Source organism: Acetivibrio mesophilus, assembly GCF_004102745.1.
GTDB classification, from domain to species: Bacteria; Bacillota; Clostridia; order Acetivibrionales; family Acetivibrionaceae; genus Hungateiclostridium; species Hungateiclostridium mesophilum.
The window spans coordinates 17,957-31,346 of the sequence record NZ_RLII01000006.1; the positions used below are offsets into that span (position 1 = coordinate 17,957).

At 39.9% G+C, this 13,390-nt stretch carries 6 protein-coding genes; all 6 read left to right on the top strand.

From position 1 onward, the window contains the following. Positions 1-107: 107 nt before the first annotated feature. The 6 genes from EFD62_RS06825 to spoIID all read left to right on the top strand — a co-directional run bounded on the left by EFD62_RS06825 (position 108) and on the right by spoIID (position 13,315). A complete protein-coding gene (locus tag EFD62_RS06825) occupies positions 108-4,988 on the top strand; it encodes a ferrous iron transporter A (RefSeq protein ID WP_128705898.1) in 4,881 nt (1,626 codons plus the stop codon). Between the two features lie 15 nt (positions 4,989-5,003). Then, a complete protein-coding gene (locus EFD62_RS06830) occupies positions 5,004-8,834 on the top strand; it encodes a fibronectin type III domain-containing protein (protein WP_235832589.1) in 3,831 nt (1,276 codons plus the stop codon). 50 nt (positions 8,835-8,884) lie between these two features. Then, positions 8,885-9,745, top strand: a complete 861-nt coding sequence (locus EFD62_RS06835; RefSeq protein ID WP_069195651.1) for an S-layer homology domain-containing protein — start codon at positions 8,885-8,887, stop codon at positions 9,743-9,745. Positions 9,746-10,005: 260 nt separating this feature from the next. After that, a complete protein-coding gene (locus EFD62_RS06840; RefSeq protein WP_069195652.1) occupies positions 10,006-10,758 on the top strand; it encodes a YwmB family TATA-box binding protein in 753 nt (250 codons plus the stop codon). 66 nt (positions 10,759-10,824) lie between these two features. Further along, on the top strand, positions 10,825-12,090 hold the full coding sequence (gene murA / locus EFD62_RS06845; RefSeq protein ID WP_069195653.1) for a UDP-N-acetylglucosamine 1-carboxyvinyltransferase: 1,266 nt from the start codon (positions 10,825-10,827) through the stop codon (positions 12,088-12,090). A 220-nt stretch (positions 12,091-12,310) separates the two neighbouring features. Beyond that, a complete protein-coding gene (spoIID, locus tag EFD62_RS06850) occupies positions 12,311-13,315 on the top strand; it encodes a stage II sporulation protein D (protein WP_069195654.1) in 1,005 nt (334 codons plus the stop codon). Positions 13,316-13,390 lie beyond the last annotated feature (75 nt).

Below are 13,390 nucleotides of genomic sequence, written 5' to 3' on the forward strand. Positions count from 1 at the left end.
AAGCTATTGTGAGAATAATTTCGAAGGAAATAACAGTCATTTCATACTACTAGCAATGGGGGTAGCTTGTGTTAAAATTATTATAGGCCGCAAAGTGGGGGGTTCCTATGAAGCAATTCAAAAAAATTCTTGCCATGGTAATTACAGTATGTCTGTTAAATGTTTTTTTGCCTTTTTCACAATTGAACGTATTTGCTGCTCCGGTTCCGATAAATGTCTATGTTGAAGATTTTTCAAATGGAGATTTGAAAATACGCTGGGATAATATTGCCAGTGCAAAGTCATTTCGTATAAGCTATCATACTCCCTTGGGAGGAGTAGATATCATTGAAAGCAATGACAGTGTAAATACATATACAATAACCGGTTTGGAAAGTGACTTTATATACGATATTCGTGTGGAATTATTCAACAGTCCGGATACTACTGGAAGCGTAATAGCCGAGGGACTTTTGTTTTTCCTTCCGAGCATTACATTTTTTGCATCAAGTGTGGAGCAGACGAGGACAGCCCTTCCGGCAGGAGGTTTTGAGATTGGTGACAAGCCGAGACTGAACCTTAAGTGGATGATGCCAAAGGTCTGGAATGGCGTTGGTGTTGGTTATGCCAGTGAATCAAGTACGGTAAGCTACATAAGGAATAGTTTAAATGGAGTGTATGGCAATGGATTGGATATTACAAGTCTCAACTTTAGAATAAATATATCTACCAGCGCATTAAATCTAAACAGTGGTTCTTCCCAGTCAGCAATAATAATTGAGTATTCGGGTTCGGGTTATACTGCCCATGTTTCGGGGCATGAAGGTGTAAAAGTTTCCAATTTGCAACCCGATGCAAACGGTTATATGAGTGTTGACCTTATAGGAAGAAAGGATGAGAATACCCCGATCCCTGCTTTAGAGACAAACGGTCTTCCGGATGGGGATATTCTTCCTGGTACGGTTTATTATATGAATATTAAACCTGCCTTTTATAATGATGCCAAGGAAACAAAATACGCTGTCTCTGTCGGCAAACCTTCGGACATGAACGGAAGTATTCTTTCGGGAAGCCACCCTTATACCTACACGCCAATTAGATTTCAGCTATCCAGGGATGCTTCAAACAACATTTACGTAAAAATATACAAGGTAAATCAGGGAAGCCTTAATATGCCCAGAATGTTCTATGAAATCCAGTCCAGTGATGACCCAACGATACCGGGGGACTGGACGGTTAGGAAGACATTGGACGACAGCTTTTTTGTGCAAGGGGCCGACAATGCTCTGACTGTTATATCCGGTGTTAGCCTAAACAATACAATTTATTATAGAATAGTGGTAAAAACGGATACATCCACTGACAGAATTGAGTCCGGCAAACTGCCCTATGCTCTTGGGGAGGACTCAAGCAAGTGGTTTGTTCCCAGTGGGATAACAATAGTTGATAGAGAACTGGTGACCCGAAAAGCTATTGATACTAATGGGAAAGAGGTGCTCCAGAAGTCCAGTAACATTACTATTTCCTGGGAAAAACCAATCAACTGGAATGAAATCAAAGCAAATACTGAAGTTGGCAAGGATATTGTTTTCCATATATTATTAAATACCAATCAGGAGGAAATAACCACTGAACCATACCCCGAACTGAAAGATGGAGATGTTTCCTATGGGGAGTTTGCTCCAAAATACAGGAGAGTGATATATTTCTCTTCAAAAGCTGTAAAAGAGGTTGGCAACCGCCTTGAGTATACAATAAAAGGATTTGAACTGTTCAAAGGAGAGTACTTTACAGGATATGTTGATGGCAATCCTGTGATTATAAAACAGGATATAGATAATACTGAGGGATATCCGGATTACTTGCTGCCCAATAAGGTATATTATATGCAAATGTACACAACAAGCGCAGACCACATAAATACCACCAATATTGAGGAAATGTCGGACAAATCCGTAATAGTAAGCTTTACAACCCGTGCAGGACAGGAAATGGATGTTCCTCTTCCAAAGAATTTAAAGGTAACAAAAAATGATGCTGATGTCACAATTGGTGATGAAACTATTGTATCCAATTATATAGAGCTTGAATTTGACAAGGTGAAGATCAACTGGAAAAACTATGTCACAGACACTACAGTTTCAAAAGCTGTTTATTACGATTTATATATGAGTACAAGAGCGGATATAAACTCCTTCAGGCTGGTTGGCACAACTGAAAATCCAAAAGGTGATGTGGTGTTTATAGGAGCAAATGATGACAGCAGCTCCATAAGAGTAGCCATAAGAAATTTCTCCCCTGGAACAGGTGCCTATACGCTTTTTGGAGAAAAAATAAGACCGAATAGCACATATTATTTTGTAATAAAGACAAGGTTAGTGATAAGTACTGAGTCTGAGGACAAGGTATCAAAACCCTCAGCAATTCTTTCGGTGACCACAGTTCGAGGCGTAATGGGAGAACCGGATGAATCCGCAAAGAAGCCCCTTTCTCCAACGGATTTTAATATTGCGAAGGATGAGGACGGAAATCCGTTGGTTGACAGCTTGAGTGCGGTATTTTCATGGAATAGAGCAGAAAATGACGTGATTTATGAAATAATATGCACCTCAAGAAGAGTTGAGCCCAATGAAGGCGACTATGACGGATCGGAGGATGCCGTATTCCAAAGCTTTAATGCTGAATTTGGAAGCATAATCTTAGATCCTTCATTGCAGGATCTTCCAAAAAACTTTGAGTATAATTCTATGAACAAAGAGTGCAGGTTTACAGTAGATTCCTGGCTATTTCCAAATCGACTTTACTATTTTAGCATAAGGGCAATAAAGAAAGATGAGCCAACAAATTATAGCTTGTGGGTTTCAATTCCGGTTACTACTATTATGATAGAGCAGCCATCTATGCTGGAGGCAGTCAAGGATGCACAGTTGGGATTTTACTTTAATGACAACGATATTAATGCAAAGACTGAGGACTACAGCATATATATAAAACATCAGGATGACTTGAGATTTAGCCAAGTGACCAGGAACAGGTACAACATCGTCAGGTTGGGAACAATGTGTTATGTAAGACTTTCAAACCTTGAATTCGATACATACTACGATATAAATGTATATAAAAGCAATATCGCCGACCCGATCTTCACATCCCAATCCTTGAAAACTAGGGAGGGAAGCCATCAACTGGAAGTTAAGTGGAGAGGTCTTCCGGGATACAAATATGAGCTTGCAATAAAATCCTTGGCAGACGATGACTATATTGAGCTCTCTGACGAAGATTTGGAAGAATACATAAATTATGACGGAAAAATACTTCCTTACTATAAGGAGAAGGATGCTAAAGCAAGCACCGTAAACTATGAGCATTTCTATGCGAGAATAAAAACCTTTCCGGTAAAAATGCAGGACGGAAGCATTAAGCATGTTGAACTTAAATCAAACACAAAATATTATATCAAAGTACGCGCTGTCAGAATTGATCCTGTGGATTCCACTATTGTCTCGTACTCGAAATACTTAGGGCCTGTTGACATCAGGACAGAATTCAATCAGGATGATTACGACAAAGAGGATAACGACAATAAAAAAGAAGCTTTGTTTATGGATAAAATTCGTGAGTTTGAGGAGGCGTTGTACTGGAGGGTCGATATAAGAAACGGCAATTACAATAAGCTGCTCCTTAAGGAAGACCGAATGGTAAATGCAATTCAAAACAACGGACCATATCCCTTTATATTGGATATATCCAATATTACGGAAGGGGCAGGCACAGACATAATATATGTACCGGGCAGTGTAATAGAGGTTCTTGACACAGACAACACAAGTCTTGTATTAAAGACGATAGGTGCCGAATATACCCTAAGGCCGGGAACTATTGATACAAACAGCAAGGAAGTAGTTGCTCTTGAAGACAACTCAAATGTTAAGGGCATATACTACAAATTTACCATAAAGCGTTTGCAGAAATCCTCTAAGAGTATGCCAGAAGGAGCTGAGCCCGTATCTCAAATAAACAATGTCAGCCTGGAGGTCGTGGGGACAAGCTTAACCTATTCCCAGATTAAGGATGAAATACACAACCGGTTGTACAATAAAGAATCGGGGCTTGTCCAGGAAAAGCTAAGTAAACTTTTGAATGAGAATACCCAAAAGAGTAAAGGCTCAGTTGGTGTTGATGAAGCTATTTTAGAGCTGATAGGAGAGATCGAGGAAGAATTGTCTGTTTTCCTGAAAAACAGGCTTGAAAGCACAAACAGCTCCTATTCCATTATAGTGGGTACCCGAACAATTAGGGACTTTGAAAAGCCTATGATGACAAAGCTGACCTTTACGGATAAAGAAGGACTGAAGGTTCCCGGCGTAAGTTACGAAGGGGAAAGTAAATGGAAGAAATTATCATCAAATACGGTTTACATTGCCAACAGCGCATTGTTTAATACAATAAAAACCGGTGAATACGCTGTGCTTGTTTTTGAGGCAGCTCCAATAGATATACCGGATGATTACTCCTATTCCGGGGATATAAAGACACTTATGTCAAAGTATGATTTAAGAGATGTTTTCGGAAACTTAGAGTCCTTTTATCCTGAGGAAAATGTTAAGGTAAAGGAAGTTATCTTGCTTTATGAAAAGGTGACAAGCAAAGATGGTGGAAGTCCGGGGCTTAGCATAGGCCAGAAGGCAGAAAAATATGGGCTAAAAAGCCTTGTAGGTGTCGGCGGCGTCACAAGGGATATAAGCAGGCAGGAAATAGCGTTTATAATAATGAAAGTGTATTCTGAAAAAACCGGTGCAAATACGCAGAGCCTGGTACCCAACAGGTATATCTATATAAGTGATGAAAAGGATATTACGGACAATTTCCTAAAGCCTGTTCTGTTGGTACTGGATATGGAGGTAATGGGACTTGGTGAGGAGAGTAGGTTTAAACCTAAAAATCCTGTTACCCGGGCAGAGCTGGTAGAGTCTTTTGTGAAAATACTTGAGATTACTAAGGAAATATAAGGAGACATGATGAAGATGCCAAGAGCTGGAAGAATTATCGGACTAATATTGATAGTAAGCCTTATACTTCAATTTAATATTATTAATACAGTTTGGGCAATTGATGTAGAACCCCAGATGGCTCCTTCAAAGGTTAGGATTGAGCCGCAAAATTTGGGTGAGCCTGCCATTGGCCATAATGAATTTGATAAATATTATGTGGACCTGAAGTGGAATATAACTTTTCCCTCTTATGCCATTTCGAAATATCTTAACGTCTATGTGCAGGAAATTTCAAAGCCCTACAGGGCAGCCAGACCTCGTACCTTAAAAGCAAAGGACGTTTCCGGCAATGTCGACTCATACCGCTTGAAGGAGCTAGATTCAGGTACAATCTACTATATGGATATGACTGCCTATCACACATTTACGGAGGACAGTAAGTTGTACAGAAGCGCGGAATCGCCGGCTTCAAACAGGGTGAAGGTTTTGACTGATATAGCTGTCGAGGCATATTCCATCTCTACAAATAAGATTAAGATAGAATGGGATGATGTCTGGAACAGCAACGGCAGGATAGATTATAAGCTTTATATTTCTGAAAACAGCAATTTTACCAATACACCACCTATATACATAGGGAAAGATCAGATAGGAGCGGATAAGCCGGTCAAGGTGAATGAGTCGACAGGAAAACTGGAGTATATTCACACTGCCAGAGATGCGGGAAGGGTTTATTATATCAGAATTGAACCTGATGTAAATGATTCAGAACTGAAGATGAATCAGTATAGCAGAACTGTTATTGTCAGCAGCTATATTCTGGTTAAGACAACAAAAATATCTTCCGCGGACTCGGGTGTTATTTGGAAGCTGGAATGGAGCCCTGTGGTTACTGGATTGGGCGACAGCAATGTAAAAGTCCGCTATCAAATTTATAGAGGTGAAGTGGACTCTGCTGACTTGGCGCAATATATGGCAGCCGTGGACGGTACCGATTTTTTCGTCACGCTTCCGCCCGGAAAGGTTGAACACTACTTTATAATTAGAGCCGTTGTAACCAAAGATGGGATTGATGTGTATAATGGCATAAAAATAGAATCCGAGAGGGTAATTGTTAAGGAACATGAAGCCCCTTTCCATCCTGCAGCTCCCGTACTGGTTGACAAGTTTGAAAGGATTCCGGGAGAAACTATAATAAGCTATGAAGAAGAACTCAAGCCCAATAGTGCGACAATTTTGTGGGAAGCCCCTACTCGTGGAGATGGGCAGGTGGATAACGATATTACCTATGATATATGGATAATCGATGACCCGAACCTTATTGATAATCCCCCGGAAGGCAAAAAAATAGCATCCGACATAACAATGGGAAGCAGTAACAATATAATCAGCGGAGATACTATTTTAGGATATAAATACGTTGTTCCTAATTTGACTCCCAATTCCACCTATTATTTAAAAATAGTTGCAAAGAAGCAGTTTGTCGAATATGTTGATGATATACTCCAAAATGTTGAATATATATCTGATCCTGCCATAAAGGTTATTATTACTCCGACCGATGAGCCGATAAACCAGCCCAATGTGCCGGCAAAGCCGCCTCTTAAAGTAAAGAAGGATCTGAAGGACCAGCACATGGTTACAGAAAATTCGGCGACTATACAGCTTAAGAATCTATGGTATGAAGAATATAATTTTGCTGAAAACAAATGGGAATATATACGGACTGAGAAACTTCATGATAGTGAGATACTTCCCTTTGACCCTTTGACATCCGTTGTTGATGATGTATATTACAGAAAAGTATCCTATGATCCCGGCGTAAAGATAAATGTTGGATGCGTCGAGTATAGGGAAGGGATGTCTTATGAGGAGCTCTATTATCTTCCGGCGAATAAGGTGGTCAATTTTCCGGTTGACCCAAATGACCCATGGGAAAACCCGGATCTAAATCCTGACGGCAAGAAACACAATGTAGATATTACAATTACCGATCTTGAGCCCAATACAGTGTATGTTATATGGGTTAGGGCTGCAAGACCTAGTGCAAATCTTGTCTCAGAACCGTCGGATCCAATAATAATTACAACAAATCCTGTTATAATACCTCCTTTAGAAAAGCCGGTAGTACCTTCATTCAACTATAATCTGGCTGGAGATACGTACATTGATTTGGGCTGGGAATTGAACCCGCAGCACAATTACTATTTAAAATATGGGCTTGAAGACAATATCAATAAAGCAACAGGGAGTGTGAAAGTTACTCCGGAAGATTTCGAGAATTCCATATACACCAGAATAACAGGATTGACTCCAAACACCCTGTATTATTTCTGGGTACAGGCGGAAGCTGTCAGCAAAGATGGCCAGACAATAAAGTCCGAATGGAGTGATTCATATCTCGTAAGGACACTTGCTTATATTCCGCCGGATACGCCAAAGGGATTCGGTATCAAGAATAGCATTGACGCCATTACAAAGAACAGCATAACATATGAGTGGATGCAGGAAGAGAATATCGAATATATTCTTGAGGTTGCCAGTGACATAGACTACAAGGATTCTGTGGAATACAAGGTGGGAATGGTCTCGGAGTTTACTGTGGGAGGACTTTTGTCAAACCATAGGTATTATGCAAGGCTGTATTCCTACGATCCTGTAAAAAATATGAGGTCCAACCCTACCCAGAGCATAACTGTGAGGACCAAAAGAAGCAGTGATGACTATGATTCCGACCAGGATATTGATAATGTCATTACAGGAGATTTTGTGAAAAAGGGAAATACCGTTAAGGACGGAATCTGGGATGTTAGAATAGTTGGGGTTGATGCAGACAGATTTGTAGAATATGTAATAAATGACAATAAGCTGGATGTGGTAGTCAAGCTTAATGATCCGCCTCAAGCATATAAGAAATTGAGAATGCGGATTTCGGACCGCGTGTTTAAAGCCCTGACCGAGCTTTCGGAAAATGTCACCTTTAAAATGAAAGATATTTCCCTTGTTATTAGACCGGGCACAATAACAACGGACAGCTTCAATCCTCTCGCTGGAAAAGCTTCCGGAGTGGATTACGAGATATGTATTTCTCATCTTGGGAATACTGGGACGAAGGTAAAGAACATGTTATTTAAAACTGAGACGATAAAAATTGAAATAGGTATAGTCGAAGGTGGTAATGTATTGCCTTTAGATTCTGTCTTAAAGCCTCTCAAGGTTCTTTCCGAGTATGATGATACCGACGGGTACACCGAGGGCAAGACATCCGGCTTTTTATACGACAGTGGAATTGCCAAGTGGAAAAGGCTAAATACCGCATATGACTACAATTATGACACAAGCACAGGAACACTTGCATTTGAAACCGTTAAATTGGGAAATACTGCGATAGCAGAATTGGACAAGGACTTTTTTGATGATATATACTATCATCCCTATGAGACCAGCATAAATAACGTTGCATCTGTGCATGAGCTTAAGAGTGTATCTTCAAGGCTCTTCGAACCGGATAATTATGCATCTTTGGGCGACACAGTAAAGTTCATGTTGGATGCCTTGGATTACGAGTATGGAAGCGATTTTATGAATAAGGCTTTGAAAGCTGGATTTATAAGCTCCGGTGATATTAAGGCTTCAAGCAGAAACTGCACTGTGGGCGAGTCTTACAAAATGATAATCAGGCTGTTTGAACTAAAAACCGGAAAGTTATTGGATACCAAAGCCAAATCAGCGTTCATTGAAGAAAATGGATTCGAACTGGTAAGAGATGGCGATAAAGTAGCCATGACCGATGAGCCGGTGAAAAGACATGAAGTTCTTGCACTTATTGAAAAACTGTTGGTATATGTTGGAGAATTGGAATAAAAAACAAGGTGAATTTGCACTCTAAAAAAGAGGATTTGAGGTAGGAAATAATGAATATAAAGACTGTATGTCTGCGCATAATAATTATATTGCTTAGTTTCTTTGTGAGCATGCAAAATGTCAATGCTCATGGAGCTTTGTATGAGACACGGCAAATAGATGAAAACAAAATAAGAATTACACTAAAGTGGTCTGATGAGGATAAAGAGAAAAATAGAGACAAAGGTATTGCCATTACCCACTATTACCTAGTAAACGGCAAAACGCTGCATATAGGGTATGAGACGACTACCGAAGCATCTAGGGCATACATCGATTACGACTTGACCGGTGCAGTTCCGCCGTTAAGGATAATCCTTTCAAACATTGATGATGCTGATTGGATACCTTTTAACGACATAAGAGGAATTGAAGCCGAGGAGTATATTACTCATCTCCATGGCGCAGGAATTGTAAACGGAATGCCGGATGGTTCCTTCAGACCCGATAGTGAGATTACCAGAGCAGAGTTTATGGTTCTTCTGGTAAAAGCATTAAATATTGAGGGGACGGCGGAGAATACTGCTGGGTTTACCGATATTGACGGACATTGGGCAAGGAATATATTACTTATTGCATCAAAACACGGACTGATTTCAGGCTATGAAGACGGGACAGTAAGACCCGATCGTCCTATAACCTTGGCTGAAGCTTGCTCGGTTATTGGGAGAGCGTTTGAATTTAAAACTACAAAAAATGGGATTTATTCAAAATTAACTCCGGACAAATGGTACAGCAAATCAGTTAAAAGAATGTTTGATGTTGGGATTTTATCGGTTAATGACAGTTTGTATAAATATTTTGATGAAGACGCCATGATAAGTAGAGCCAACTGCTCAATGATGGTAAGCAGGGCACTTTCCACATATTAATTAAGAAGCTAGCTCCTTTGTTCCATTAAACTATTTAGTTTACGATTTTGTATTACGTGATAAAAATGTTTACAATAATTCAATGCCGCTTTTTAGGAGGTGGTTGATAGACCAGCACATCTTATAAGCAATTGAAAATTTCAAGCAGTTCTATAAAAAAATAATATATGTATATCCCTTTTGCGAAAAGGCAATAATTCTACTATAGCTATGTCCATTTCTAAAGAAGCATTACAGAATGGTAGAAGAGGGGGATATATATGAAACTTTCGTTAAAATACTTTTATTTGCTAATAATCTTAATTATACTATTTACAATTGGGTATGCAAAGCTATATTATAATAAAGGGTCTTCTTCCACTGCCCTTAAAGAAGCTTTTATAGCCTCGGGAGCAACCCTTGCCAATACGGAATTTTACGTATGGGCAAAAACGGGAAACAACTTTGAAGAATTGTCAAAGATGGTGGACAATCTTGTAAAAGATATGAATGTAGAGAATAACGACCTATATTCAAGAAGGCTTATAACGAATGACCTAGTTGATAAAATAGAGATAATTGGCACTGTTGGCAAAGGAAAGAGGATAAACATATCGGCCCAATCCAATAGAAGTCAGCAAGATGCCGAAAAGTCCTACATTTCGGTAAGCCTCACTTCCGGTCCGCAGGAATTTGGACTTGAAGATATACATGATGATTTGATTAATGTACTTAATAAGTATAAAATTGATTCGGAATTAAATATCTGTATTACCGGATATTTTGACGGTAAGATGGATTACGAAGATTTAAATAAAATGAGTAAGAAAATACTCAAAAGTGCAGGGGCTAAAAAGGTAAACGGTATTGCAGAAAAAAATTTAATAAGTGTTTCGGCTTTCGCTCCGGGTATTGATAATTCAATAATGGTAAATGGCGAAAGGGTCAATATGAATATTGCAATTAGATATAATTCTTATGAAAATAAGACATACATATGGCTTGCGACACCTGTGATAACCGTTGAATATTGATATAAGCAGCCGCGCAAGGTGAATACAAAAGATAAATTACAATAAAAAACGAAAGGAAGAATTGACGTGCCCAAATTAATTGTAACTGAAGGAAAGCCTTTACAGGGAAAGGTAAGGATTAGCGGCGCAAAGAACTCTGTGCTGCCTATTATTGCCGCATCAATTTTAGGTGACAGGGAAAGTATTATTGAGGAGGTTCCGGATCTCACTGACGTAAAAATCATGTGTGATCTACTGGAATCCTTCGGAGTAGACGTTAAATTCTCAGAAAGCAAGTCAAAGCTTCGCATTAACACAGCTGATATCATCAATACAACAGCACCTTATGAACTGGTAAACAAAATGAGGGCATCTATTCTTGTTATGGGGCCGCTTTTGGCCAGAACAGGAATAGCCAAGATTTCTCTTCCGGGAGGATGCGCCATAGGTACAAGACCTGTGGATTTGCACCTTAAAGGCTTTGCAGCGATGGGCGCTGAGATAGACCAGGGGCATGGTTTTATAGAAGCAAGAGTAAATGGAAGGTTGAAAGGAAGCAAGATATATCTGGATTTTCCCAGCGTAGGTGCTACGGAAAATATAATGATGGCTGCAGTTTTGGCAGAGGGTCAGACAATTATTGAAAATGCGGCAATCGAACCGGAAATTGTGGATCTTGCCACTTATCTTACTGCTATGGGAGCTGACATTAAGGGGGCAGGCACCGATACAATTAAGATACACGGTGTCCACAGCTTGAGTGGAACCAATCACGCAGTAATACCCGACAGAATTGAAGCAGGGACATTTATGGTCGCTGCAGCAGTAACTGGCGGAGATGTGATTATTGAGAATATTTTACCCGATCACGTAAAGCCGATTACTGCAAAGCTGAGGGAAGCAGGCGTTGAGGTATCTGAGGAGCTCTCAAGTATACATGTAAGAGCCAATGATATAATAAAGCCTATTGATATAAAAACACATCCCTATCCTGGTTTCCCAACCGATATGCAGGCGCAGATGACTTCTTTGATGACCAAAGCAGACGGAACCAGTATGGTTATTGAGACCATTTTCGAAAACAGGTTTATGCACTTGGCGGAGCTCAAAAGAATGGGAGCAAATGTTAAAATCGAAGGAAGAAGCGCGATTATTGAAGGCAAGCCTAAGCTTACGGGGGCAAAGGTAAGGGCAACAGACTTAAGGGCTGGCGCTGCACTTATATTGGCAGGCCTTGTGGCAGAAGGCGTTACCGAGGTTACGGAAATAGAGCATATCGAAAGAGGCTATGTAAGAATAGACGAAAAGCTCAATTCCCTTGGAGCAAACATTCAAAGAGTAGAAGATGAATAGTAAAATTTCATTAAGGTGAAAAGAAACACAATCAAAAGAACTTCGTGCTGTACATATTAAAGGACGATGGGGTATTCCCTTCGTCCTTTAATCATAGTATCCTTTCTATTACTTTTCATTGTCACTAAAGAAGAATAAGTGAAGATAAAGAATCATATTTATTAGTATTGACATGCATTGCAAGGAAGAATCTACCAAACACCAGGAAAAGGTATAGACAATGAAAAGATTCGTTAGATATGTTTTATTAATGACAATAATAGTGGTCATACTTCCTCTAATTATCGTGAGGGGGTGCAGTACAGTAATTGAGGATATTGTGCCCGAAGAAAAAGAGGATATGAAACTAAAGGTATACATAAAGGGACAGGATGAAGTGGAGGAAATGTCCCTAGAAGAGTATCTCATGGGCGTGGTGGCTGCTGAAATGCCTGCGGATTTTGAGTTGGAAGCTCTTAAGGCACAGGCTATTGCTGCCCGTACCTATGTATACGGAAGAATGAAAAAAATCTATTCACCAAAGGATGATACCCATAAGGGGGCGGATATCTGTACCGACTCGGCACATTGTCAGGCATGGATAAAAAAGGACGATGCAATGGCGAAGTGGGGAACACTCAAAGCCTTTGACAACTGGGGCAAAATTGAGAGGGCTGTAAGGGAAACCGAGGGGATAATCATTTTGTATGATAAAAAGGTGGTAAATCCCGTATTCCACGCAAACAGCGGAGGGATGACCGAGAATGCGGAAGATGTCTGGGAGGGCACAAAAGTACCCTATCTAAAGAGCGTGAAAAGTGAAGGTGAAGATAAAAGTTCGGGATATAAGGTTGAGACGGTGTTTAAGGAAGAGGAAATAACAAAAAAACTAAAGGAAGAATACCCGGATATAGAAATAGAAGCGGAAGACCTTTTGGAAGAGATTGAGATATTGGAGAGAACCCGAGCGGGAAGGGTAAAGGAAATTAGGATAGAGGATGTGGTCATTAAGGGGACACAGCTGAGGTCCCTATTGGGCCTTAGATCTACAAATTTCAATATTGAAAAGGGAGATAACAATGAAGTCATAATAACAACAATCGGATACGGTCATGGAGTCGGGATGAGCCAATGGGGAGCAAATAGCCTGGCTAAAAACGGCGGAACGTATGAGGAGATTTTAAAGCACTATTATACGGGGATATCCCTTGACACTATCGAGAATATCGAATTGGATAGCAAGTAGCGAAAAGATTAAATATTTTTTCTTATCCATGTATATTGCTGCCATATGCGGTAACAATAATATATGGAGGTGGAA

What these genes read in the sequence shown, in the direction of transcription:
- EFD62_RS06825 (WP_128705898.1), top strand. Translation starts at nt 108, where the DNA reads ATGAAGCAATTCAAAAAAATTCTTGCCATGGTAATTACAGTATGTCTG.
- EFD62_RS06830 (WP_235832589.1), top strand. Translation starts at nt 5,004, where the DNA reads ATGCCAAGAGCTGGAAGAATTATCGGACTAATATTGATAGTAAGCCTT.
- EFD62_RS06835 (WP_069195651.1), top strand. Translation starts at nt 8,885, where the DNA reads ATGAATATAAAGACTGTATGTCTGCGCATAATAATTATATTGCTTAGT.
- EFD62_RS06840 (WP_069195652.1), top strand. Translation starts at nt 10,006, where the DNA reads ATGAAACTTTCGTTAAAATACTTTTATTTGCTAATAATCTTAATTATA.
- spoIID (WP_069195654.1), top strand. Translation starts at nt 12,311, where the DNA reads ATGAAAAGATTCGTTAGATATGTTTTATTAATGACAATAATAGTGGTC.